The organism is Paenibacillus sp. HB172176, assembly GCF_011947265.1.
Classification (GTDB): Bacteria; Bacillota; Bacilli; order Paenibacillales; family Paenibacillaceae; genus Pristimantibacillus.
On record NZ_JAATHD010000020.1, the window covers coordinates 15104 to 38714 of the forward strand.

Annotated in this window: 24 protein-coding genes; 8 read left to right on the forward strand and 16 right to left on the reverse strand. The window is 52.2% G+C overall.

Annotated elements, in window-relative coordinates:
* Nucleotides 1–37 precede the first annotated feature (37 nt).
* Complete coding sequence (locus HFP08_RS21210) at nucleotides 38–1042, reverse strand: EamA family transporter (RefSeq protein ID WP_240941683.1); 1005 nt, start codon at nucleotides 1040–1042, stop codon at nucleotides 38–40.
* Between the two features lie 271 nt (nucleotides 1043–1313).
* Nucleotides 1314–2732: a pyruvate kinase gene (gene pyk, locus HFP08_RS21215; protein ID WP_168122618.1), complete on the reverse strand. Its 1419-nt coding sequence runs from the start codon at nucleotides 2730–2732 to the stop codon at nucleotides 1314–1316.
* A 121-nt stretch (nucleotides 2733–2853) separates the two neighbouring features.
* On the opposite strand from pyk, the gene HFP08_RS21220 reads away from it, so the two are divergent.
* From HFP08_RS21220 to HFP08_RS21230, 3 genes are all read left to right on the forward strand, one after another.
* Nucleotides 2854–3639 (forward strand): helix-turn-helix domain-containing protein, encoded by a 786-nt coding sequence (locus HFP08_RS21220; RefSeq protein WP_168122619.1) that lies wholly within the window; start codon nucleotides 2854–2856, stop codon nucleotides 3637–3639.
* 89 nt (nucleotides 3640–3728) lie between these two features.
* The gene (locus tag HFP08_RS21225) at nucleotides 3729–5780 is read left to right on the forward strand and encodes a molybdopterin oxidoreductase family protein (RefSeq protein ID WP_168122620.1); all 2052 of its coding nucleotides are present in this window, start codon (nucleotides 3729–3731) and stop codon (nucleotides 5778–5780) included.
* A gap of 88 nt (nucleotides 5781–5868) precedes the next feature.
* Nucleotides 5869–6015: a hypothetical protein gene (locus tag HFP08_RS21230; protein ID WP_168122621.1), complete on the forward strand. Its 147-nt coding sequence runs from the start codon at nucleotides 5869–5871 to the stop codon at nucleotides 6013–6015.
* A gap of 101 nt (nucleotides 6016–6116) precedes the next feature.
* Here HFP08_RS21230 and HFP08_RS21235 read toward each other — a convergent pair whose 3' ends face one another.
* Nucleotides 6117–6545 (reverse strand): GNAT family N-acetyltransferase, encoded by a 429-nt coding sequence (locus tag HFP08_RS21235; protein ID WP_277345874.1) that lies wholly within the window; start codon nucleotides 6543–6545, stop codon nucleotides 6117–6119.
* A gap of 118 nt (nucleotides 6546–6663) precedes the next feature.
* Here HFP08_RS21235 and HFP08_RS21240 point away from each other — a divergent pair, with 118 nt between their 5' ends.
* On the forward strand, nucleotides 6664–7620 hold the full coding sequence (locus HFP08_RS21240; RefSeq protein WP_168122622.1) for a cation diffusion facilitator family transporter: 957 nt from the start codon (nucleotides 6664–6666) through the stop codon (nucleotides 7618–7620).
* A gap of 24 nt (nucleotides 7621–7644) precedes the next feature.
* Nucleotides 7645–8490 (forward strand): sugar phosphate isomerase/epimerase family protein, encoded by an 846-nt coding sequence (locus tag HFP08_RS21245; RefSeq protein ID WP_168122623.1) that lies wholly within the window; start codon nucleotides 7645–7647, stop codon nucleotides 8488–8490.
* Nucleotides 8491–8599: 109 nt separating this feature from the next.
* Here HFP08_RS21245 and HFP08_RS21250 read toward each other — a convergent pair whose 3' ends face one another.
* From HFP08_RS21250 to HFP08_RS21270, 5 genes are all read right to left on the reverse strand, one after another.
* Nucleotides 8600–9475: a radical SAM/SPASM domain-containing protein gene (locus HFP08_RS21250; RefSeq protein WP_168122624.1), complete on the reverse strand. Its 876-nt coding sequence runs from the start codon at nucleotides 9473–9475 to the stop codon at nucleotides 8600–8602.
* A 38-nt stretch (nucleotides 9476–9513) separates the two neighbouring features.
* A complete protein-coding gene (locus HFP08_RS21255) occupies nucleotides 9514–9732 on the reverse strand; it encodes a cold-inducible protein YdjO-related protein (RefSeq protein WP_168122625.1) in 219 nt (72 codons plus the stop codon).
* A gap of 35 nt (nucleotides 9733–9767) precedes the next feature.
* Nucleotides 9768–10841, reverse strand: coding sequence for a lactonase family protein (locus HFP08_RS21260; RefSeq protein ID WP_240941685.1), 1074 nt, complete (start codon nucleotides 10839–10841; stop codon nucleotides 9768–9770).
* Nucleotides 10842–10872: 31 nt separating this feature from the next.
* Nucleotides 10873–11535 (reverse strand): DsbA family oxidoreductase, encoded by a 663-nt coding sequence (locus tag HFP08_RS21265; protein WP_168122627.1) that lies wholly within the window; start codon nucleotides 11533–11535, stop codon nucleotides 10873–10875.
* Between the two features lie 159 nt (nucleotides 11536–11694).
* Complete coding sequence (locus HFP08_RS21270; RefSeq protein WP_168122706.1) at nucleotides 11695–12351, reverse strand: cell wall hydrolase; 657 nt, start codon at nucleotides 12349–12351, stop codon at nucleotides 11695–11697.
* A 212-nt stretch (nucleotides 12352–12563) separates the two neighbouring features.
* Here HFP08_RS21270 and xerS point away from each other — a divergent pair, with 212 nt between their 5' ends.
* Entirely contained in the window at nucleotides 12564–13652 is a 1089-nt protein-coding gene (gene xerS, locus HFP08_RS21275) for a tyrosine recombinase XerS (RefSeq protein WP_168122628.1), read from the forward strand.
* Between the two features lie 24 nt (nucleotides 13653–13676).
* Here xerS and HFP08_RS21280 read toward each other — a convergent pair whose 3' ends face one another.
* The gene (locus tag HFP08_RS21280) at nucleotides 13677–14198 is read right to left on the reverse strand and encodes an ADP-heptose synthase (protein ID WP_168122629.1); all 522 of its coding nucleotides are present in this window, start codon (nucleotides 14196–14198) and stop codon (nucleotides 13677–13679) included.
* Between the two features lie 139 nt (nucleotides 14199–14337).
* On the opposite strand from HFP08_RS21280, the gene HFP08_RS21285 reads away from it, so the two are divergent.
* Nucleotides 14338–15321: a YpdA family putative bacillithiol disulfide reductase gene (locus HFP08_RS21285; protein WP_168122707.1), complete on the forward strand. Its 984-nt coding sequence runs from the start codon at nucleotides 14338–14340 to the stop codon at nucleotides 15319–15321.
* 13 nt (nucleotides 15322–15334) lie between these two features.
* Here the strand turns inward: HFP08_RS21285 and HFP08_RS21290 are convergent, their stop codons facing one another.
* The 7 genes from HFP08_RS21290 to HFP08_RS21320 all read right to left on the reverse strand — a co-directional run bounded on the left by HFP08_RS21290 (nucleotide 15335) and on the right by HFP08_RS21320 (nucleotide 23200).
* On the reverse strand, nucleotides 15335–16675 hold the full coding sequence (locus HFP08_RS21290; protein ID WP_168122630.1) for a DUF4129 domain-containing protein: 1341 nt from the start codon (nucleotides 16673–16675) through the stop codon (nucleotides 15335–15337).
* Nucleotides 16672–17793, reverse strand: a complete 1122-nt coding sequence (locus HFP08_RS21295) for a DUF58 domain-containing protein (protein WP_168122631.1) — start codon at nucleotides 17791–17793, stop codon at nucleotides 16672–16674. Before HFP08_RS21295 ends, HFP08_RS21290 begins: the two co-directional genes overlap by 4 nt.
* Before the next feature lie 12 nt (nucleotides 17794–17805).
* Nucleotides 17806–18765, reverse strand: a complete 960-nt coding sequence (locus HFP08_RS21300; protein WP_168122632.1) for an AAA family ATPase — start codon at nucleotides 18763–18765, stop codon at nucleotides 17806–17808.
* 45 nt (nucleotides 18766–18810) lie between these two features.
* On the reverse strand, nucleotides 18811–19728 hold the full coding sequence (locus HFP08_RS21305; protein WP_168122633.1) for a polysaccharide deacetylase family protein: 918 nt from the start codon (nucleotides 19726–19728) through the stop codon (nucleotides 18811–18813).
* Nucleotides 19729–19763: 35 nt separating this feature from the next.
* Nucleotides 19764–20423 carry an MOSC domain-containing protein gene (locus HFP08_RS21310; RefSeq protein WP_168122634.1) on the reverse strand — a complete coding sequence of 220 codons (660 nt, stop codon included), beginning with the start codon at nucleotides 20421–20423 and terminating at the stop codon, nucleotides 19764–19766.
* 242 nt (nucleotides 20424–20665) lie between these two features.
* Nucleotides 20666–22345 (reverse strand): amino acid permease, encoded by a 1680-nt coding sequence (locus HFP08_RS21315; protein WP_168122635.1) that lies wholly within the window; start codon nucleotides 22343–22345, stop codon nucleotides 20666–20668.
* A gap of 129 nt (nucleotides 22346–22474) precedes the next feature.
* Complete coding sequence (locus tag HFP08_RS21320) at nucleotides 22475–23200, reverse strand: phosphonate ABC transporter ATP-binding protein (RefSeq protein ID WP_168122636.1); 726 nt, start codon at nucleotides 23198–23200, stop codon at nucleotides 22475–22477.
* A gap of 159 nt (nucleotides 23201–23359) precedes the next feature.
* Between HFP08_RS21320 and HFP08_RS21325 the strand changes: the two genes are divergently transcribed.
* Nucleotides 23360–23599: a hypothetical protein gene (locus tag HFP08_RS21325; protein WP_168122637.1), complete on the forward strand. Its 240-nt coding sequence runs from the start codon at nucleotides 23360–23362 to the stop codon at nucleotides 23597–23599.
* Nucleotides 23600–23611: the final 12 nt, after the last annotated feature.

Consider the following 23611-nt stretch of genomic DNA (forward strand, 5'->3'; position numbering starts at 1 on the left):
GTCCATACTCTTGTCAATGACAATATTACGCCGTGAATTAAACTTCTGGGCAAGCCTTCGTTTTCAATTTGTTCCGCCTCACAGCAATTCTCCGAATCCACTCGGGCATCGCCACGCCGGCGAGAATGAACAAAACCCCCAACCATTGCAGAACGCTCACATTCTCATGCAGCACGAAGGTAGACAGACATACCGCGACCGGCAGCTCCGCCGCTCCGAGAATGCCAGCCATTCCTTCTCCAACCTTCCCCACGCCGTAAGCGAACAGAATCGGGGGAATGAACGCGCCGAAAACGCCTAGAATAGCAGCAAACAGGAAGAGCTCGCCTGCAAGCTCCCCGTTCCATAGAAACTGCGGCGGGAAGACTAGGAAGCTGATCAGCATCGCTCCCGCCATCATCCATTTGCTTCGAAGCTCCGACGCAGCGCTTGGCACTGCTCTTCCGCTAAATAAGATGAAGAGCGTGTAGCTCACAGCGGCAAGCAAACCAAGACCCGCTCCCGCAAAATTCAGTGGGGATCCCTCCTGATCGAGCGCGCCTGAAGCTAACGCCGTGCCTGCAAGCAGAATAAAAAGTGTCCCTATAATGGGAAGACTCGGCCGCTTCCGCTCGCGAATCGATTGAAACAGAACAGCAATCCAGGTGAACTGGAACAAGAGCAGGATAGAGATGGACGCAGGCAGCAGCTGCAACGATTTATAATAGAAGATTCCCGTAATGGCCGTCGGCATGCCCGCGAGCATAAGCAGAATGCGATGCTTCCATTGAATAGAAGCTGTTCCAACGTTCAACGGGGCCTTTTCAACGAATGACCGCTTCTCTTGCTCAGAATCCAACCTCGCGGCATCGCTGCTCTTCGCCCGTGCCCGCTTCCCTCTCAATCTCCATGATGCGTATAGCCAGGTCATGAGAAAGCCCAGCATCATTTGACTGCCGACGACCTCCCCCAAGCTGTAGCCTTGATCATAAGCGAGCACCACGAAGGTGGACAGAATGCCGTAACTCGCAGCTCCAAAAAAGACGCTTATGCCGTATTTCACTTTCCATCTTCTCCTCTCGCATGGATGCGCTTGAATAACGCCAGCTTCATTATTCTTCATGAAAACAAAAAAAGCTGCGGATAGCCGATTTGTTCGAAACCAAATCAGCTATTCGCAGCAAGGAAGGAAAGGCTTCCCGTAGATACCCCCATCCTTGGCTTCCGCCTTCTTATGGGGTTATACGAATGAACTCCTATTTAATTAAGCCTCAGCTATTGTGGCACTCTTCGGCTTGTCCTGTCAATAGACAATAACTGACAAGTCGACACCGCTATTCCATCTGATGAATGCGGATCAGATTCGTCGCGCCCGCTTTGCCGCTTGGCACGCCGGCGGAGATGACGATATAATCGCCGCTGCTTAGCAATTGCGTGCGGCCGGCGCCCCGAATCGCGGTCCGGAACATCTCGTCCGTCGACGGCGTCGACTCGCCCTTGATCGGAATAACACCGCGTACGAGCGTTAAGCGCTTCAGCACCTCATCATGCGCAGTAATAGCGATAATCGGCGCCTTCGGACGATATTTCGATACCATACGCGCCGTAAATCCGCTTTCCGTCGGCGTCAGAATCGCCTTGGCTCCGAGCTGAAGCGAGGAGCTTACAACGGCCTGAGAGATCACATCGGTAATTGATCCCGAATGCTGGGTCATGCGAGATTGAAACTGCTCTTCATAATCAATAGTCGATTCCGCGCGTTCCGCTATAGTCGCCATCATCTTGACGGATTCGAGCGGATATTTGCCCGCAGCCGATTCCCCGGACAGCATAATGGCGTCCGCGCCTTGCAGCACAGCGTTCGCTACATCGCTCACCTCGGCGCGCGTCGGTCTTGGATTAACCTGCATGGAATCCAGCATCTGCGTCGCAACGATGACCGGCTTGCCCGCCGCGTTGCATTTCTCGATCATCGTCTTCTGAATCATCGGCACATCCTCGGCGGGAATTTCCACGCCCAGATCGCCCCTTGCAACCATAATGCCGTCAGACGCCTCGATAATGGCGTCCAGATTGTCGACGCCTTCCCGATTTTCTATTTTCGAAATAATTTGAATATGCGCAGCGTTCGCATTCTCAAGAATTTGCCTCACTTGAAGCACGTCCTCCGCCTTGCGAACGAACGACATCGCAATCATGTCCACGCCTTCGTCGATGCCGAAACGGATATGATGCTCGTCCCGCTGCGTCACGCCGGGAAGCGTCGTCTTGATGCCTGGCAGATTCACGCCTTTGCGCGGCTTGAGCGGCCCGCCGTTCATAACCAAACAATGCATCTCCGTATCTTCCACCGCTTCGACATGCAGCTCGATAAGTCCATCGTCAATGAGAATCGTGTGGCCGGGCTTGATCACCGAGGTCATGTCCTCGTAATTCACCGCTACACAGCTTCCATTGCCGACGATTTGTCTTGTCGTCAGCGTTAATTTGTCGCCGGTTTGCAGCTCATAGCCGCTCTCCTCCAACGTACCGATTCGAATCTCGGGTCCTTTAATATCCATCATGACGGCAACGACGCTATTCGCCTCGCCCGCAGCCTGTCGGATAAGCCCGATTCTTCCGCTATGGTCGGAGAGCTCGCCGTGCGCCATATTCAATCTGGCAACGTTCATGCCGGCTCCCATCATTTGTTTCAATATCGAAATAGATTGGCTCGACGGTCCCATCGTACATACGATCTTGGTGTGACTCATTGTTTTTTCCCTCCAGAATTAGACTGATCTCTGCTTTGACTGTTCTCATTGTAGTCCATTGAACTCTAATCGTACATGAAGTATAGTATGATAGATAGATTATAGTATGATGAGGTGAGCTATGATTGAGCTGAAAGAACTTGTGAAGGAGCAAGGCATGAACTGGTTTGAGGATACGGTCGAGAGCGCGCCTTTCGCCCAATTCATCATTGTCACTTATGGCAAATGCCTCTACTGGATCGGGGGCAAGAAGCTGCTTGCGGACAAAGGCGATTTTCTCTATATCCCGAGAGGAGCCTCGTATTATGGCAAGAGCGTGCCCACCGTATTTCACGAGAAATTCATTTTCTCGTTCGCTCCCTCCCCCATATTGTATGCCGACATGCCGTACTGGGGAGGGAAAGAGGTTGTTCATGCGAAGGCAGGGTGCTATGACTATTGTCTGGAGCGGCTGCGGGGCGTATGGGAAGAGTGGGAGGAGCAACCCGATTACTTTGAGATTCGAACGCTGTCCTTCCTGCTCGAGGCCTTCTCCTTGTGGGGGCGCGAGCTGAATCGCGGCGCGGAGGCGGATATTTCCTTGCAGCATGTGGAGAAGATGAAGGCTTACATCCAAGCCAACTACAGGCAGCGAATCACGAAGGAATGCCTTGGCGATTGCATCGGGCGCAGTCCGAACCACGCGGCTGCCGTCTTCCGCAGAATAACCGGCCAGACCATCAGCGACTACACCCACGCCGTGCGGATCAAGACAGGGGTCTATATGCTGAAGGAATCGCTGCTTACCGTAGCTGAAATTGCGCAATATCTCGGCTATTCGGATGTTTCTTACTTCCAGCGCGTATTCAAGCGTTCCCTCGGATTTCCACCGTCGCAATATTTGAAGAACCGGCCTTTGCCGCTATAATAGAGGATAGCTTGCACAATAATGCGAGATTCGAATTTCATATGAATAAGGCTGAACGTGAAGCCGGAAATAACGGAGTGATGATATTCATGACAAAATTTCAAACAAACGGCGTTGTCCCCTCCGTATGTCCCTTCGATTGCCCGGATACATGCGGTCTCCATGTGACTCTGAAGGATGGCATGGTAACCTCCGTCACGGGCGATCCCCATCATCCGGTTACGAAAGGCGCGATCTGCAACAAGGTTCGCAAGCTTCCCGAGCGCGTGCATCATAAGGAGCGCATTCTGACTCCGCTTCGCAGAACGGGCCCGAAGGGAACGCTTGCCTTCGAACCGATATCTTGGGAAGAGGCCTATGACGAACTGACCGCTAATATGCGCATGATTATCGAGCAGCATGGCGCAGAGGCCATTCTCCCTTACAGCTTCTATGGCAATATGGGCATTCTGAACGCAGAGGGCATGGATCGCCGCTTCTTCCATCGCTTGGGCGCATCCAGGCTCGACCGTACGATTTGCAACGCCGCAGGCGCAGCCGGCTATGGGTACACGATGGGGGCCTGCGCAGGCATAGATCCCGAGGATACCGTGCATTCGAAGCTGATTTTGATATGGGGCTGCAATCTCGTATCGACGAATATGCATCAGGTGATGCTTGCTACGGAAGCCCGCAAGCGGGGGGCGCGCATCATCCACATTGACGTGCATCGCAATCGCACATCGGCCTGGGCGGATGAATTCATTCATCTTCGACCGGGAACGGACGCCGCGCTCGCTCTTGGCATGATGCATATTTTGATTCGGGACGGATGGGTTGACGAGAGCTTCGTACGGGATAATACGATTGGCTATGAAGAGCTCGCGGCGCAGGCGGAGCGCTACACGCCTTCCCATGTGTCTGGCATAACCGGAGTTCCTGAGGAGGACATCGAGCGGCTGGCCAAGCTATACGGCGAAACCTCGCCTTCCTTCATTCGCATCGGCAACGGCCTTCAGCATCATGACAATGGAGGCATGATTATCCGTACCATCTCTTGTCTTCCCGCCTTGACAGGCCAGTGGAATAAGCTTGGCGGAGGAGCAATGAAAGGCAATGGCTGGTATTCCAGATTGAATGCGGGTCAGCTTGAACGGCCGGATTTGCTTCCTCGTTCCGATGTACGCAGCATCAACATGAACCAGCTTGGCGACGCGCTTGTCGATTTGACGCCGGCGATTCACATGCTCTTCGTGTACAACAGCAATCCCGCCGTTGTCGCGCCCGATCAGACGAAGGTTCGCGAAGGGCTGCTGCGGGACGATCTCTATACGGTAACCCATGATTTGTTCCTGACGGACACTTGCAAATATGCAGATCTCGTTCTGCCTGCTACATCCCATTTCGAGAATCGGGATCTGTACGCCTCCTATTGGCATTTGTACATGCAATTGGGCGAACCGATTCTGCCGCCGGCCGGCGAGAGCAAATCCAACTTCACGCTGTTCAAAGAACTGGGGCTGCGCATGGGCTTCGAGCCGGAGTATTTCGACTTGACCGAGGAGCAAATGATTGATATCGCTCTTGACGTTAGGAACAACCCGCTTCTCGAAGGCATCACCTATGAAGCATTGCGAGAGAAAAGATGGATGAAGGTGGGCGGCGGCAAGGCGCTTTCATGGCGAGATCGGCTGAGGACGCCGTCGCGCAAAATCGAGCTGTATTCCTCTCGCATGCTTCGCAGGGGCCTCTCCCCGGTTCCCGAGCATTCCGATTTGAAAGAGGACCTGAAATATCCTTTCTGGCTGATTGCCGGACCGAATCACAGCTTTATCAATTCCACCTTCGCCAATCAATCCAGTCTGCAGAAGCTGGAGAAGCAGCCGACCGTTCATATGTCGGAGGAGGATGCCGACAGGCTCAATCTGCATGAAGGAGAGCTGGTGCTGGTGCGCAATGACCGCGGCCAGGCAAGGCTGACTTTAAAGATCGGACGCGACGTGCTGCAAGGCGTTCTCGTGACGCAAGGCTTATGGTGGGAGGATGAACAGCTCGGCAGACAATCCGTCAATTCGCTCACGCCGCAGCGACTTGCGGATATGGGCGGCGGAGCGACCTTCTTCTCCAATCGAGTAGAAGTCGTGAAGCTGGATATGCTATAGAAGCGCGTGACTTTGCGGAATGGCACAATAGATCGCTCGCGCGCTTATGCATAAGATTCGCGAGGCATGACAGAGAGGAAGTGGCAGCATGGGCAGACATAAGCAGAAATCAGCCGAAGCGCGCAACGTCGCGTATAAAGCGAACAGCAAGCAAGCGGAGAATCATCTAGCCGAGTCCACCTCGGAGAATAAAAATCAGAAAGGCTATTCGCCGAATAGTCCGTCCACCGGCTAAGGACCAATCAACTGCTGGCAATCTGCAAAACCGAAGAAGGCCTGTCCGACGTCTCGGCGAGACGTCGGACAGGCCTTTCTATCGCAGCCGCTCCTGCCAAGCTAACGGAGCTGCTTCACCATTTTCACATGCGGAATATTCTCTTCCAGAAACACGTCAGACACGATGGAATAACCCTGCTTCTCATAGAAGGCCGCCGCATGCGTCTGCGCATGCAGCTTCGCCTGCTTAAGCCCCTTCTCAGACGCGATGCGCTCCAGCTCCCGCATAATTGCCGCGCCAGCCTTCACCATGCGATAAGCGGGCAGCACGCATACGCGCTCCAGCTTGGCAATACCGTCGACCGCTCTGATGCGGCCGGTTCCAATTGCATAATCATTGTATCTGATCAGCACATGTGAAGCTTCCTTCTCGTGCTCGTCAATTTCGATTTCCGCCGGAACGCCTTGCTCCTTGACGAAAACCTCCATCCGTACGCGGAATGCTTCTTGCTGTTGAGCAGCACTGTCGATTCTCTCCGTCGTAAGCACAGCTAACCGCCTCCTCCCTCTCTGTCATCTTCTCCATTATAAGAACATTTGATCAAACAATCGATTAGGAATATAATGACATCATTCAAACCAAGAAAATCGGAGGATGAAAGCAGCAATGAACAGCTTATGGGCTTCAATCAAAAAAGGAAATACCTCTTCGCTTGCCGCGGCGCTCGGCAACACCGGCATCGCCATTATCAAAGCGATTGCCGCAAGCTTCAGCGGAAGCGGCGCCATGTTCGCATCGGCCATGCATTCCGTTGCGGACGCGATTAACCAAACCTTTGTTTTCGTCGGAAGCATCTTTGCGGAGCGCAAGCCGAGCGAACGGTTCCCGACCGGCTTCGGCCGGGTCATTAATATTGTATGCATGTTCGCGGTCATCGTCGTTACCGTCATGGCTTACGAAACCTTCCATAAAGGCGTCGAGCTCATCAAGCATCCGGAGGAATCAAGCGATTTCTGGCTTAACTTCATTGTCTTGGCCATCTCCATCATTATGGACGGCTCCGTACTAATCAAAGCCATGAAGGAAATCGTGCATGAATCCCGCTCCGACGCGAAGGGTCTCGGCATCTTCTTCGCCTCGTTCCGCAACGCGGGCAAAGCCGCCCCGCCAACCAGGCTTGTTTTCTATGAGGATATCGTGGCTACGCTGGGCTCGCTTCTCGCCTTGATCGCGGTATTTTTCGCGACCTTCAGCTCCTTCCAGCTCATGGACGGCATCGCCACCATACTGATTGCCTTCTTAATGGTAGGCGTAGCTTTCAAGGTGGGTTATGACAATATGGCGGGCTTGATCGGAGTTGCGGCTCCTCGCGACGTGGAGGATCGCATCGGCAATCTGATCTTCTCGCACCCGGAGGTAAGCGATATTACCCGCATGAGAATTATTCAAGAGGGCCGCTTCTACCATGTAGAAGCCTACATAGAGCTGAAAAATGGCTTTTCGCTCGCGGAAGCAACCGAAATCAATCACAAGGTTCGCAATACCGTGCTCGAGGATCCTCATATCGCCGATGTGATTCTCGGCACGCTCGACGACAACGGCGTCGTGAACTGGCGCAGATAAGAAGCTAAGGAGGTTTTAATGACCATGAGTTATTTATCAATCAGCAGTTGGAGCTTGCATCGTCATTTGGGGCCGCTACGGCTAACTTATTGGGATGAGGAGGCATCGATTCAGAGAGAGAAGCAGCAGGAGCAGCCGCTCCTGACCTCCCTGCTGGAGCTTCCTCGCGAAGCCGCGCGCAGAGGGTATCAGGCTCTGGAAATTTGCCATTTTCACTTTCCGGAGAGCAGCGATGATTTTCTGTTAGCTTTATCGGCTGCGTTTGAAGCGGCTTCGATCTCATTTGATACCTTATTATTGGATTATGGCGACATCACTTCTCACAATGATGGCCGGCGGACAGCCGATATCGCCTTCATCAAACGCTGGATTGCAATCGCGTCCAAGACCGGTGCGAAACGCATCCGCGTCATTGCCGGCGAAGCGCCGCCCACGGACGAAGCGGCTATTGCGCTTAGCGCAAAGACCTTATCGGCGCTTGCCGATTACGCCTCGGCTCTGAATGTGCAGATCATTACCGAGAACTTCAAATCCTTAACGTCAACATCTCATGCCGCTCTCTCCCTGCTCTCGCAGACCCATCAGCGAGTCGGCTTTATTACGGACTTCGGCAATTACAAAGATCCCGGGAAGCTGGAACAGATTGCCGCTACCTGCTCGCGAAGCCAATCCATCCACGTGAAGCCAACCTACGATGCATCAGGCATTCCGGATGCGGAGGAGCTGAGCGCCATGCTGGAGACCGTTGCAGACAGCGGCTATAATGGCGCTTATGTGCTTATCTACGACGGACCCGGAGATATGTGGGAAGGACTGGAACGCGTGAAGGCATTGGTGCAAGCTCAGGCGAATATGAAGTTAACATCCTAAGCCGCTCCGCGCAGCTTCAGTCAAACCAAATACGGGCAGCCGATAGTCTCTGCGACTAATGGCTGCCCTCTTTAGTTAGCGTCGACTCTTTTCTTATCCATTGCTCCACTCAACCGAAGCGTTGGCGATAGCCGCATTTGCGGCATAATTCCTCGACGGCTTCTCTTCGCGAGAAGCCGTCGTAGAGCCGATTGGCTCTATCTCCTTCGACAATTTCGGAGAACGGCTTCCTGTGAATATTGCCAAGATTGATGACGCCTTCGCCGTCGAGGCAGCATGGAATGACGGTACCGTCAATCAGCACGCCAGCTTGGCTGCGCAGCGCATGGCAGAATCCTTTCCCGTCATCCTCCGGCTCATGCAGCGCGGGCCATTTGAACTCAGGATCCTGATTCAGATAGATGCGCTCCGCGATCTTCACGCCCGTGCCGGGCTTGAACTTCTCTTCAATATGATAATCGAGCTCGAACGCTTTCTCGATCATCCCGAGCAGCTCCCGGTTTTTTTGACTCTGACGATTCACCTCATTGTCCATGTCCAGATTCCATAAGCGGAATGAAATGATTATATCGCTTGAAGCGACCGCTTCCTTCGCGAATGCGATAATCGCAGCCAGATAGCCCGCTTTGTCCTTCGAGCCGGCATGACCGTCGAAGCTGTGCAAGGAGAAGTTCATCTGTCTTAGCGCCGGCTTCCCGAGCAGCTTCTCTCTATTTTTCACGATCAAGGTGCCATTTGTCGTAATGTTGACCTTAAAGCCCTTCTCATGGCTTATATCAAGCAGCTCGTCTAGCTTGGGATGAAGCAAGGGCTCGCCTTTCACATGAAAATAAATATAATCCGTGTGCGGCTTCACTTGATCGAGCGTTTTCGCGAAATCCTCTACGGAAAGAAAGCCTTTTGCGCGTTCCGTCGGCGGACAGAAATGGCAGGATAAATTGCATATACTTGTCGTTTCGATATAAAATTTTTTGAATTTCTTCATCCGGCTGACATCCCATCTCTTGCTTCCTGCTTGAAAAGTTAATCGTTCTTCTTGCGCGGCGCACGTTTGATCTTATTCTGAACGGGCGGCAAATGCTTCATGCTGCGAAGCATGGGGCCCTTGCAAATCGGGCATGTTTGCTCCAACTGCTCTTTATCCGTGAATATATCCCGGATCCAGGCCTTGCATTCCGGGTTTTTGCATCTTAAAATTTTCGTTGGTTTAAGCGCAGGCTTTTGCTCGTCTTTGGTTGTCAACTTGATATTCGTTCCCTTCCCAATTGGTTCGTGAATTAGAGTTTTTTAGGTATAACGCATACCGGTTTGCTGAATGCCGCTTGCTTGCCCGAATACGACAAGGTACCCTGATTCGGCGAAACACGGAAGATGACCACATTATTCGCATCCCGATTGGCAACAAGCATGTGCCGCCCATCCGGCGTGAGCGCGAAATGCCTTGGATGTCCGCCCTCGGTTGAAATATGCTGAATCGTAGTCATGCCTCCCGTTAAAGGATCAATAGCGAAGACGACGATGCTGTCATGGCCGCGATTCGAGCCGTACAAGAATCGTCCATCGTTTGAAATCGCGATTTCAGCGCAGCCGTTCTCGCCTCCATAGTCCCTTGGCAGCGTGCTCTCCGTTTGCTCGAGTGCAAGCAAGCCGGTCTTGCTGTTGAAAGATAGAGCGGAAATCGTTGAATTCAATTCATTAATGACATAAACCATATCGAGGGTCCCATGAACGACGAGATGTCTGGGACCGGAGCCCGGCGGCAGCGCCGTCTCCTGATGCTTGACCAGCTTCCCGTCAACAATGCGATAAGTGACGATAAGATCGAGACCCAGATCCTGAACGAACAAATAATGTCCGTCTCTGCTATAGAAGCTGGAATGCGGATGCGGCCGATCCTGATTCGGATGCACGCTGCTGCCGGCATGCTGCTGCACATCCAGCACTTCGCCGATACTGCCATCCGGATTCAAGGCTAATAATCCGACCAATCCCCCATGATAGCTTGTAACGGTCAAGTATGCATTGGATGAATCGCGCTGAATATGGCAGGTGGTCGCATGCACCGTCTGTTTGCGGCCTAACTCCGTCAAGCCGCCGCTCACAGAATCGAAAGAGAAGCATACCGCTTCTCCCGCCTTCTTGCCTTCCGCATCCTCTCCTTCTCCGATGGCGTACAACAATTTCCGATTCTCGTCAACGTTAAGAAAGGTCGGATTTTTCACCCCGCTAATCGAGCTTAGCCTGGCAAGCTCTTCGCGGTCGCCGTCGAAGGAACAGATATGTATGCCTTCATCCTCTCCTTCGGAGTACGAGCCAATGAATAGAAGCAGATTGTTAGCCGTTGCTGTCAATAGAAATTCCCCCTGATCGTATTTCGAATCGTTATTGTGCCGCATTTCTCTCCTGCCAAGCCTTGTTTAACGTTTCCAGGAATACGTTCGTATCCTGAGCACCGGAAATGGCATATTTGCGGTCAATGACAAAGAACGGAACGCCTCGCACGCCAAGCTCGACAGCTTCCGCCTCATCTCGCTTAACCTCATCCGCATAACGATGCGAGCCAAGCGCCTCTCTCGCTCCCTCTTCCTGAAGCCCTGCTTGAACGGCGTATTCGACCAGAACAGAGCTATCCGAGATATCCCGATTATGGTCGAAATAGGCCTGGAACAACAGAGCGGCAAGCTCCTCTTGCTTTCCTTGCTCCGCCGCGTAATGGGACAGTCGGTGCGCATCGAAGGTATTAAGCACTCGCAAATCATCCAGATGGAAGGTCAGACCCGCATCGGCGGCGCGCTGAACCATCTGCTCATTGGAGCTTCTCACTTGCTCCATCGTCAAGCCGTATTTTTTCGAGAGCATCTCTGATGTTGTCATGCCTTCGTCGGACACTGCCCCCGGGTCAAGCTCGAAGCTGCGGAATACCGTTTCAATCTGGCCTTGATGCTCGAATTGCTTCAATGCCATTTCATACCTTGTTTCCCCGATATAGCAGAACGGACATACAAAGTCCGACCAAATCTCGACGGTCATCTTGCTGCCAGCCATGCATGTTCACCTCCGTTTTCCATTTAACCTCATTATTATAGCATGTTCGGCGGCAAGGAATGAATCCCGCTTGCAAATTCACGAGAAAGAGGCCAGAAGCGTCTGTTAACGCTTCTGGCCTTCAGAGTGGAGTAACTATTTTGCAATGGCAAGAATAGTTTATACCGCAAAAATATGATGGCCGATCTTGCCGGTTTGCTTACGCGTCCAAATCCAGCTTGATGTCGCCGTTTCAGGGTTGAAATAGTAAAGCGCTCCGTCGGTGGGATCATATCCCGCGACAGCATCGAGTGCGGCCCGGTACGCCGTTTCGTCGGGAACCTTATTATATTGTCCGTCGCTTACGGCTGTGAAGGCGCCAGGCTGTTCAATCACGCCTTGCACGGAATTGGGGAAATGGGCCGAAGCCAGTCGATTCATTACAACCGCGCCTACAGCAACCTGCCCTTCGTAGATCTCGCCGCGGGCTTCGCCATATATAATTCTGGCGAGCAAATCAAGCTCATGTTGATTCACCGAAGCCTTCTTCAGCGCAGCCCAGGTCTCAGGACCGGCAATACCGTCCACCGTAAGACCGTAATCTTGCTGGAACAGCAAGACGGAATATCGCGTTACTTCTCCGAAGAAAGAGGTAACGTCCGCATTAAAGTAGGCTAGCGTCTTCAATCGAAATTGCAAATCAGGGACATCCCCGTCGTAGCTTCCATAAGAAAGCGTTGAAGATGAAGCGGCATAAACCGCAGTGCTTGGCGCTGTGGTGACAAGCGCTGTTATCAAACTGAATGCGATTAAAGCTTGCCAGATCTTTTTCTTCATCATGTTTCTTTGCCTCCTTGTCCATTGAAGTTATCTATTCGGTCCTGCGAATGGTCGTTTGCAACACGATAGAGTGTATCATGGGCTTCAGAATTATGTAACCTTATTGAAGGAATTACATAAATTTGCTTCCCATCCCACGAAATAGAATGTGTGTTGAATCCCGTTATGTCAATTGCTACAATGTAGGAAGAGAAAGGGGCGATGCGATCTTGAATATACTGAAGCAGAAGGAACGACAAGAGCTGGATGCCAAGCTGCCTTGCATGCCTTGGTACATTGAGCAATTTATTCAGTATAAGCTTCCGGATCTCTCCCCCGCTTCGCTCGTTGAATATATGAGGGATTATGAAACCTTTCTGAAGTGGCTCATGGCCGAAGGCTTGTCGGAGGCGGATTCTATGAAGAATGTAACGTTGAAGGAGCTTGAGACGCTCAAGATGGAGAGCATAGACGGATATCGGATGTATCTATCCACTTACAAGGTGGAGCGCAATCAACGGATTACGATTTCCAGGAAGCTCAGCTCCCTTCGTTCCCTGTTTCATTACTTGAGCCAAATTGCCGAAGATGATGAATTCTATCCATTGCTGAAGCGGAATGTAATGGCGAAGGTCGCGATTAAGCGCACGCACAAGCCAAAGGATACAGCGGCGAAGCTGGAGGGGAAGCTGCTGCAGGAGGAAGAAATTTCGGAGTTTCTGTCATTCGTTAAGGTGCATTACGGACAGGAGATTAGCCGCAACAAACAAGCCTTGTACGCCTTCGAACAGAACAAGGTGCGCGACGCTTGCATTATATCCTTCATTCTTCATTCCGGTCTCCGGGTATCGGAGCTTGTCAATCTGAATATGGATGATATTGACATGAAGAAGAAGCTTTGTTACGTCTATCGCAAAGGCAAGAATGACGATAACTTCAAAACGCCCGTCTATTTCCGGCAGGAGGCGACCGAGGATCTCGCTTCTTATCTGGAGCTGCGATCTGCCCGATACAAGGCGCCGCGCAGAGAGAAGGCGCTGTTCCTTGCTGTTGCAAACGGCAAGAACGAGGGCTCGAGAATGACCAAGCGCGCCATCCAGGCGATGGTGATCAAATATGCGAAGCATTTCGGCAAGCCGTATCTGTCTGTGCATAAGCTGCGGCATTCCTTCGCGACCGATTATTATTTGCAGAATGATATTTACAAAACGCAGGAGCAGCTTGGACATGCCTCTCCCGAAACAACGCAAATCTATGCCCATTTGACGGACAAAACCATGGCCGAGGCGATCGATCGAAGGAATTCGGATAATTCCTAATCAAAGCTTTTTTCGAATCGCGCCTCAGCCTTCGATATCCATCGCGGAAATTCCTTCTTCCACGGCGAATTCGAAATCCTCGATATCGTAAATCTGAACGGGAACTTCAGCTTCGATTAATTTGTCCTGAAAGTCGAATTGATCGGTCAGGAGCGGAATTTGGAGGCGGATGCCCGTGAGTAACAGCTCGGTTTCTACCGGATCGAACAGCTCGCCGTATTGCGCGGTATCCATGGCATTGACGATCGTGAACTGAATTTGCTCGCTAAGCAATAGCGGCGTGCTCTCGCGCCAAGGCGCCCCAATCGCCTTTTCGATTTTTTTGCGGTTGAGCGCATCCTCGAAGAAGAGGATAAGTTCATTCACCTTCGTCTTCACATATTGATCTTCATCCAGATCGTCCATCACGGGATCATTGCTTTCTCGTATTTCGTACAATTCGGCGATTGATGAATAGGGAATCACATAATCCACCGGATAGCGCGGCACGAGCAAATGTCCATAAGTGGCGATCATCACGGCCTCGATGACAAATCGTCTTCGCATCGTCTCTCCCCCATCCCTATAACTTGTTTTTCTTTTCATTATACATCAAAAGATTGGGGGTTCAAGATAAGCTTTTGCCTTAATTTTTGTATCCAATAACTGCATGAACAGCTGCATGAAGGAGGATTTTCCCTTGAACATGGAACATACGATTATCATTGGCGCGGGGCCCTGCGGCTTGGCGGCCGCCATCGAGCTGCAGAAGAACGGCATTTCAGCGCTCGTTATCGAGAAACGCAATCTCGTTCATTCCATATCGCAATATCCGACCTATATGCAATTTTTCAGCACGTCGGAGAAGCTGGAAATCGGAGATATTCCGTTCACCACGGCAAGCGAGAAGCCCACGCGCCTGGAAGCCTTGCATTATTATCGGATAGCCGCCCAGCGGCACGGCATTCGTATTCAACCTTATGAAACCATCACTTCCATCGTAAGAGCCGGCGAAGGATTTCAACTGACAGGACATGACCGATTTGACAGTCCTCTGGAATATCGCTGCAGCCATGTCATCATCGCAACCGGTTATTTCGACCATCCGAATGAGCTTGGCATTCCGGGAGAGAATATGGATAAAGTAAGTCATTTCTTCCGCGAAGCGCATCCGTATGCGGGGATGAAGGTTGCTATTATCGGGGGCAGCAATTCGGCTATTGACGCCGCGCTGGAGCTGGAGCGTATAGGCGCTGAGGTAACCATCGTCTATCGGGGAGAATCATATTCTCCAAGCATTAAGCCCTGGGTCAGGCCAATGTTCGAGAAGAAGGTCGAGAGCGGAATCATCGGGATGTATTTCCAGTCAAGAGTCGTTGAAATTTCACCGAGAGAAATTTCGGTAGAAGGTCCCGAAGGGCGCTTTCACCTTGCGAACGATTTTGTTCTGGCTTTGACGGGCTTCCATCCTGATCGCCAATTCCTGACAGAGTCGGGCATAACGATGGAGAAGGAAGGCTATCCGACCTTTGACGAGAACACCATGGAGACGAACATCCCCGGTATTTATCTGGCCGGCGTGGTTGCTTCCCGTCATGAAGCGAATGAAATTTTCATTGAATCCGGCCGCTTTCATGGCAAGAAAATCGTTGATCATATGCTGGGACGAGTAGAAGCAAGCAAAAAATAACGGCGATTTGCCGTTATTTTTTGTGTACCAGCTTGAGCCAGCTGCTATGCTTCGCGATTTGCTCATCGCTAGGCAGCTTCCCGCCGTACCTGGCAGCCTCATAGGTTTGCACCAATGCCTCCAGCTCTTCCCCCAATCTGTCGTCAGTCCTCCTGCCAAGCTCCTCTGCCGTTTCCCTGGGCGTCAACGAGCTCCGATGCTCATAGCCTTCCCGCATCTCCTTGCGAAGCATTTGACGAAACAATGACCGAATTCTGGCATCGTTGGCCGTAAGCTCGTCCCATTTGTCGAGCGGATGAAGGGATTTTCCTTTGAATCTCTTGCCGAATTGCTTGCCCCATTCATTTAACGACATTAATCTTTCGACTTCATCCTCGTATCCCGATTCATCCTTGCCCTTTCGCCGATTGTCAAGATCCTTGTTCATTAGCCTGACGTACAGCTTCATCACATAAGCGGCGACTCGCTTCATAATCAAATACAACGCAACCAGCAGCGCAATGGCTACGAGCACCAATACGATGTTTTTGATCCACTCTTCGATAAACTCCAGAATTGGAGATCGCTCATTCGCCTCGGCAGCAAGCGGCGGCTGTATGGGAGGGGGGGCCGTTTCGGGAGGCGGAGGCGCCGACTCCGATCCGCCGAACCAGGAGAAAATCCACTTCATGAACGATTTAATGGCATGATTAAGACTATTTTGCAATTGATGGAAGAAGGCAATCACGATAAGAACAGCCGACAGGATGATCATCATCGCGCGATTTCGTCTTTGAGAAGCTGCAGCCGCCTTCGTCTTGCGAGATTCCAGCAGCTCCTTACGCAGATGTCTTTCATTCATAAGGGCAAGGAAAGCAAGAACGGCTGCCATGCCGCTGAAGTTCAGGAAACGTACATAGGCGTCCAGCTCATGCAGATAGATAGCCCTGAGGAACAGGATAACCAAGTATGCCATAATTCCGAAAAATTGATGCGCTGAGCTGAAGGATTGATTCCACCCCGCTCTGCGCATTGCAAAGCCGCGTTCTGTCAGCAACGCCCCGATGAATCCGCAAGCAAGCAAAGCCGGCAGCTTCATCCCCTCCCCTGCCGTCAGAAGAACAGACGCAATCAAGCCCAGGCTAAGCGCGGCAGACAACAGAATACGCCATAACGGCTTATGCGTCCAGTTCAGTCTGTACAATAATGCCGTGATCGCATACAGGAGACTCAGAGCAGCCAGCCAGATGAACGCTGCAGTATCAGGCAAGGTATACACGCCAACAACAAGCAATAACGGCAGGTAGAATAGAATCTCCACCAGACCCATCCCGACATAAGCAAGCCGGGCGATTGAACCCCTCCCCTCGATCATGCGACGCCCTCCTTCCCGGCACTGCCCGTCTTAGCTCCTTCGTTCTTCTCGGGAATGAGCCATGATGCCACCGCATTGCCATTATGCCGCAGCTCTTCAGCCAGCTGCTCCAGCTCATCATTCCAATAAGCCGACAGCAGCAAGACATCCCGATTGGCATACCTAAGCTCTACGGCTTCCTCAAGCAGCTCCGTGAATTTCTGGGTGCGCTCCATCGCGAGCTTGGCCATCAGCTCGTACAAACCATACAGATGATCTTGTCCGCTCAGCGGCTCCGCATAAGCGCTCTCGATCGTGCCCATGATCGGCATATTCGCCATGAAGCCAACCTGCATGCCTTGCGCAATGACGCGTTCGGCGACGCCCGCGGCCCATTCAATGCCGCGTTCGATTAAGGCTTCATTCGAAATTGCTCTCCACATGCCCTCGACATCCTCGGCATTGAGATAGATCATCATACAACGCGTGGCGGTATAGTCGTATTGATGCACCTGCAGCTCTCCTGTTCTGGCAGTCGCCTTCCAATTCACCTGTCGAAGCGTATCTCCCGGCTGATATCCTCTCGTGCCCGCAATCGAGAACGGGTCGGTGATGACATGTCTGCGAACCGGGTTCTCGCCCTGCCAGCTTCGGAACGGCAGCTGATCAAGCGGCACCTCTGCCGGCAGCGGAAAGACGATCAGCTCTTCCTGAAGCGAAAGCTGAATGGAGTTCTGAGCGCTTCCGAGCAGATCTCCTCCCGTCAAAGTAACCGTATTCATCTTGTACCAGCCCCGTTTGTCCGGCGTGATGCGATGGGTCCTCGTAATCTTCGTGTAAGGAGCTAGCGTGAAGAAGCTTCGATGGTTCTGATACATCTGACCGCTGCTTACATCGAGGTTTTCCTGCTTGCCGAAGCGGAGATGCGATGAGAGCTGGGATTCGACCCTCAGCCAAGGAACAGGCAGCCATTTTCGATTGGACAGCTGCTCCACCCATTCTACCGTCTCGCCGTTGAAACAGGTCTTCGAGCTGAATCTCCTCTCGAAAGTCAGCTTGCTGAGCGCCCATTTTTTGAATAGATAGGTCTGAGCCCCCATTAAGAGGACAGCCGTGATGACGAACCATAAGATAGCCATGATCAGCTCCTCCTACTGTACAGACAGGTCTGCTTCTGCCGGAACCTCGATTTGATGAATAATTTCCTCGATGATGCGCTCCGCTTGTCCCGCCGTGCGTGATATGCCGCGAAGCGCGATGCGGTGGCAGAGCACCGGCTTCGCCATCGCTTTAATATCGTCAGGCGCTACGAAATCCCGTCCTCTCAAAATCGTATGCACCTGCGCCGCTCGCAGCAATGCCTGGCTCCCGCGAGGACTTACGCCTACCGCCACATCGTCGCGCTTTCGCGTGCTCTCGACGATAGCAAGCAAATAACGCACAACTTCATCGGATATCTTTACGGAGGAGAAGGCTCGCTGCGCGCTTTGGATGCTCTCATCGCCCGCGACCGCCGACAATTCGGCAAGCGGGTTGCTGTCCCGGAATCGATGAAGCAGCTTCACGCCTTCTTCCGTTGTCGGATAACCCATCTTGATTTTGAACAGGAATCGGTCGAGCTGCGCTTCCGGCAACGGGAACGTTCCTTGCTGCTCGATTGGATTCTGGGTCGCGATAACCATGAACGGAGGCCGCAGCTTCATTGTCTCGCCGTCGATGCTGATTTGTCGCTCTTCCATGCATTCGAGCAAGCTGGATTGCGTTCTCGGCGTTGCCCGATTGATCTCGTCGGCCAGAAGCAAATTCGTGAAGAGCGGTCCCGGACGGAATTGAAATTCTCCCAGCTTCTGATTGTAGAAGTGAATGCCGCTCAGATCGGACGGAAGCAAGTCGGGCGTGAATTGAATCCGCTTGAAATCGAGATGCAAGGACTGCGCGAACGACTTGGCCAAGAGCGTCTTGCCGGTTCCTGGAACATCCTCAAGCAGCACATGGCCCGAAGTGATGAATGCGATGAGCAGCAAATCGATAATATCCTCTTTGCCGACAATGACTTTGTTAACGTTTTCTTTTACATCTCCAGCCAATCTCGCTATGGATTCATAAGACACTCGGGTTCTCTCCTTCAATGATCGAATTAATGATGGATTGGATTGTCAGGCTCTCTTGCGATCGCGCTGCAGCTTCTGGAGCTCGCTCCACTTGATAACGCGAATGCCAAGCTTTTGAATGTGAGTGGAAAATTCCGAATCAAGGAACAGGGCGTGCTCCAACCCGCGTTTCTCGGGCTCCATATGGAAGGAACGCAGCTCGTCTGTCACCAGAGAAGGATGGATAATCAGCTCCGACACGCCGGGCTTCAGACTGCCAAGCAGCTCAAGCATGTCGGCCTTGAAGCTGTCGAGCGTTTCCGCTGCCCCGAGCTGGAACGGCAAGCCAATCAAATAATCCAGAATGACCACACCCTTGGCGTCCGCAAGCGCGGCAATTTGCTTCGCCTGTTCCTCCATCTCCTTCGGCGCTACCTGCCCCTTCTCCATGTTCAAAAACCGCGGCAGCCGAAACGGCAAGCCGTATTCGGCGCATATCTCCAGCGTCTCGGCCAGAAAATGGTTGCCCGTTTGCAAGCCGTACAAGCTTCCCATATGATTGTCCGCATGCGTCGGCGTCATGCCAAGGCTGATCGCCTGTTCAATCTGGTTCCGCAGCTCAAGCTTCACATGCTCCTTCATTGCCTGCTCCTCGAATGCTTTGCTTCCCGTCGGGAAATAGCCTTCTTTCGTTACCAGGGACGAAACATCGCCGTTGGCTGTGACCGGCCCCCATTTGTAAGGCTCCCATTCGCTGGTAAAGGTCAGATGCACGCCAACATCGTATTGGGGATTGGATGCACTCCACCTGGCGGCGGCTCTGCTGAAGGAGCAAGGCATCATTATGGTTGCCGAGCTTACCGCATGCTCTGTCAATAACTGCTGAATCGCTCCATTAACCGAATGGCACAGCCCGAAATCATCCGCGTTAATGATTAACAATTTCTCGAACTCATCGTATCCCAGCGCTTTCGCCAAACTCATACGACGCAACAGCTCCCATCCCTCATAATATGAATCTAAAGCTTGTTCAACCGGCTCTGAAGCTGTTTCTTCCAGCTCTCGGACAAGGGTTCCACCGTAAGCAATTGTTCGATTTTGACCCGATCCCCGGTATGGACGTACATCACTTGATTCGCCTGCATGATGCTGCAGCCCGCCGAATGCTTCTGCACTACCTTTAACGGCTCTCCCGAACGAATGTTGCCTTCCTGAATAACGCGGAAATAAAAGCCCGAATACCCGGTTTCCCGCACCCGAACGGGCAATTCCGCCAGCGAATGCCGCAGCCCCAGCTTGAAGCAAGGCTGTCGCGGCTGGCTAACCTGAAGCACGACCTCGTCGCCTGCGATTACATCGCCGATGCAGATTTCCTCCTCGGTCCAATCGCTGATCGTAATATTTTCCCCGAAGGAGCCATTCGGAAAGGGTCTTCCATACTCGGCTTCCCAATAGGAATATCTTGATCCGAAATACGCGCAGATCGCTTTGTCTTCTCCTCCGTGATTCACAGTATCGGCTTGCGCGTCGCCTTCCATGCCCAGCCTGCTCGCATAGATCGGATGATCGCTCGGCCGCTTCCATATTCCGCTGAGCACCTGCTTGTTTCCGTGGTCGATCAAGACGGGCTCTCCGACTTGAACGGATGAAATGATGGGGCGGGTTCGATTGACATTCATAAGTTGTACACCTCTTCTGTGTGCATGCTGCAAGTATAGTATAATAGCAAAAGCCATTCCTTGGCAAAATCGTTCTTTCATTCGCTATAATCATATCTATTTCACAGCTTTAATTATTTTTTCGCATGCAATCATGTCGAAACGCTATCAAACCTGTAGCTTTTTGCGGTTCCCCGGGAAATGATCCCATCCTTCCCATACTATTTCCCGTCAATTGCCTGAATATTGCGTAAAATAAACAGCTATGCGGAATAATCGCGTTCGATTCTCGACCAATCCTCGCTTTCGCGCCTTTTGTCCATGGACTTCTGCGGGGATACGCCTCCAGTCGCTCCATATCTCATTAGGAGAGCTGTAGACAGAAGCGTCGCTGCGGCAGTCACAATCAAGCCGAAGGATGGCAGACAGAGAATGGCCAGCAGGATGGATATCCCCAGCCAGAGAAGAGCCAGGATATGAATGACCGTGCTCCAACTGCCCAGTTGCCAAGGTCCTCGCTCGTCTTTGCGCGCGGCATGGAGAAATGTCCGCCCGCGACTGTCCAGTTGTTGCTTTAGTTTTAAACCGATTGAGATGCCGTGGCTTGAATACAAGCAGAGAATGGAGAGCGACAACAGAGGCAAGACAGGGAAGCCAGCAGTTGCGGTTGAAGCCAATGCGAGCAGCGCTAGAGCCGATAGCCCGCTCGCAAGGAGCGCGTTAAGAGGAATGCGGCGGTCAGCGCGTACATGGCCCAGTTTCCCGCTAAAAGGCACGCTTCCGTCCCTGGCCATACTGAATAGCAGCCTTGAACAATGCGACATCGACTGAGACCCGCTCTGCCACAGCGAGATAAGAATAAGCAGTTGAATAAGAGGCGAAGCAAGAATGCCGCTGCCCGCAAGCTGCTGGAACAGAAACGGGATACCGTTATCAATCAGGCTAGTCGATGCCATTGCCGAGGAAACGCCTCCCGCCGTCAAGAGAATCAAGGACATGAAGAAGAGCAGTACGAAGCCGATCACATACATATAAGCCGAAGAGAGAAATACTGCCCACGGCGATTTGATTCGAGGCTCAATAATTTCTTCCGCGCCCTGCGCAGCTCCCTCGTTGCCGAGAAAGAGCTTGGAGAGCAGCAGCAAGCCCACAGCGAATGAAGCTGGAGAAACTCCGCCGGTCAAATCCGCATTTTGCCAATGATACAGTTCGGACGGATCGAACCCCAAGGGCCAGAATGTCCAGGCAAGGCTCCCTATGATCAGAGCGGCAAGCAGCAATTGGCCCCAGAATGCGCCGAATTGAACAAAACGATTCATGGCTGCGCCCCATTTGTTGACGGCGAAATAGGAGGCCGAGATAACCAGACTCCAGCTCCAAAAGCTGTAGAAGCTGATTCCATAACCAAGTCTTTGCGCCGCATAGCCGTCCGTTAGGTATGCCGCGCCTCCGATGAACAGCGCGAGCATCGCAAGCTGCCCGAGCCATTGATAAATGCCCACGCGCATCCCGAGGCGCCTGCCTCCGAGGCGAAGCGCCGCATGATAAATTCCGCCTGCTGTCGGCATCTGGGAAGAAAGCTCCGCGATCGAGGCGGAGACCAGGATGGAGAAGAGGGCAACGACGGGAAGACCGACCGCAATGACCGTGAAACCTCCGGCTTGTACGGCAGGACCGTAGATTAGCGCTGCCCCCCCGATTAATGCCATTACATTAAAGGACAAGCCAAGGGCCGAGATGCCATTCATTTTCCTTCGCAGCAGCTGCGCGAAGCCATATCGATGAAGTTCGTGCTTGTCTTGCATAAGCTGCGTCTCCTCGCCGTATGGCAGCATGCTTTGATATCGACTGTTCTCAATCCCTCTCTGCGCTTTTATTCCTATTAACAGAATCACAATGCAGACGCCAAAAGCCAGTACAAATCCGAGATAAGCGGCCAGCACGCGCATCACCTCCCGTACTAGCATATGAGCCTTTTCGTCCCGGCATTCCGGCAGGCAACGCGAACAAGCCCAAACTCCCGCTTGCCGGAGCTTGGACTTGTTCGATGGATTGATTCGCGCAGAAGCAGATTAGATCAGCTGCTTCTCCCGTTCTGTTAATCGTCTTCCGTACACATCCACGACCAATTGGCCTTTGTTCAGACCGAGAATCCGATCCGCGTAGCGCTCCGCCCAGTCGCCTTGATGCAGCACCGCAATTACGATCAATCCTTCTTCCTTGCATAGAGCCTTAAGCTCGCTCAGCACCTGATCGGCGGCATGCGGGTCGAGCCCCGAGACAGGCTCGTCCGCCACAATCACCTTCGCCCCGTGAACCAACGCTCTCGCTATGGCGATGCGCTGTCTCTCTCCCCCGCTCAGATGCTTCGCCTTCATTTTCGCCTTATCGAGCAAGCCCCTCTTCTCAATCATATCCATGGCGCCCATATAATCGTCGTTGCGCACGATGCCCGTCCATCTGCGCCATGTCGGTGTCTGGCTCACCGAGCCGATAATAACATTTTTCAAACCGGTTTTGTCCTGGAACAGGAACGGCTTCTCTTCCAGATAAGCAACCTGCCGCTTCACTTTATATTTCGCGGCAAATCCCTCCTTAAGGACATCCTTCCCCTCAAACATGTATGTACCCGAAGTCCATTTTTCCTGCAAAGCCAAGCATTTGAGCAGCATCGATTTGCCGCTCCCGCTGCTTCCCTTCACCGCAATAAAATCTCCTTCATAAGCATCGAAGCTGATATCGTCGAGCACCTTGGGCCCGCCTGGAATTCGTTTCGTTAATTTCTTTATCTTTAACATGTCACGCATCCCTTCTGTCCGAAACACTATTGCGTATCTATAAAGCTAGTTTACGGCAAATAAAAAACACTTTCCACCCGAACAAATGTTTGCTATAATAGAAAAAGAACAAACGTTCCTGTTTCGCCTATAAAACATTTCCGAGGAGGCTAGATCATCATGAAAAAGAACTGTGAAAATTTCCGCTATGTAGAGAAGGCTCGTCCATGCCGCGATTTGACGTTTAAGTTTTATAAGGACGGACGGCTGACCATTATCGACAATGCAACGGAGGAGGTGATCAGCCCCGGGGATTTGAAGAGCGACAGCAGAGATTTCTACGTTCGAAGACGCATCGCGTTTATCAAGAGCCAACTAACCGCCGCTCAATTGAAATACGCGCAGAAGCACACCGGTTGATTTCACGATTTC

Bases quoted from the DNA above. Each gene is read 5' to 3' on its own strand.
- HFP08_RS21320 (WP_168122636.1), bottom strand. From the start codon at position 23,200: ATGTTAAAGATAAAGAAATTAACGAAACGAATTCCAGGCGGGCCCAAG.
- pyk (WP_168122618.1), bottom strand. From the start codon at position 2,732: ATGAGTCACACCAAGATCGTATGTACGATGGGACCGTCGAGCCAATCT.
- HFP08_RS21245 (WP_168122623.1), top strand. From the start codon at position 7,645: ATGAGTTATTTATCAATCAGCAGTTGGAGCTTGCATCGTCATTTGGGG.
- HFP08_RS21280 (WP_168122629.1), bottom strand. From the start codon at position 14,198: ATGCGAAGACGATTTGTCATCGAGGCCGTGATGATCGCCACTTATGGA.
- HFP08_RS21225 (WP_168122620.1), top strand. From the start codon at position 3,729: ATGACAAAATTTCAAACAAACGGCGTTGTCCCCTCCGTATGTCCCTTC.
- HFP08_RS21325 (WP_168122637.1), top strand. From the start codon at position 23,360: ATGAAAAAGAACTGTGAAAATTTCCGCTATGTAGAGAAGGCTCGTCCA.
- HFP08_RS21220 (WP_168122619.1), top strand. From the start codon at position 2,854: ATGATTGAGCTGAAAGAACTTGTGAAGGAGCAAGGCATGAACTGGTTT.
- HFP08_RS21285 (WP_168122707.1), top strand. From the start codon at position 14,338: ATGGAACATACGATTATCATTGGCGCGGGGCCCTGCGGCTTGGCGGCC.
- HFP08_RS21310 (WP_168122634.1), bottom strand. From the start codon at position 20,423: ATGAATGTCAATCGAACCCGCCCCATCATTTCATCCGTTCAAGTCGGA.
- HFP08_RS21230 (WP_168122621.1), top strand. From the start codon at position 5,869: ATGGGCAGACATAAGCAGAAATCAGCCGAAGCGCGCAACGTCGCGTAT.
- HFP08_RS21240 (WP_168122622.1), top strand. From the start codon at position 6,664: ATGAACAGCTTATGGGCTTCAATCAAAAAAGGAAATACCTCTTCGCTT.
- HFP08_RS21305 (WP_168122633.1), bottom strand. From the start codon at position 19,728: ATGAGTTTGGCGAAAGCGCTGGGATACGATGAGTTCGAGAAATTGTTA.
- HFP08_RS21295 (WP_168122631.1), bottom strand. From the start codon at position 17,793: ATGGCTATCTTATGGTTCGTCATCACGGCTGTCCTCTTAATGGGGGCT.
- HFP08_RS21265 (WP_168122627.1), bottom strand. From the start codon at position 11,535: ATGGCTGGCAGCAAGATGACCGTCGAGATTTGGTCGGACTTTGTATGT.
- HFP08_RS21250 (WP_168122624.1), bottom strand. From the start codon at position 9,475: ATGAAGAAATTCAAAAAATTTTATATCGAAACGACAAGTATATGCAAT.
- HFP08_RS21270 (WP_168122706.1), bottom strand. From the start codon at position 12,351: ATGAAGAAAAAGATCTGGCAAGCTTTAATCGCATTCAGTTTGATAACA.
- HFP08_RS21290 (WP_168122630.1), bottom strand. From the start codon at position 16,675: ATGATCGAGGGGAGGGGTTCAATCGCCCGGCTTGCTTATGTCGGGATG.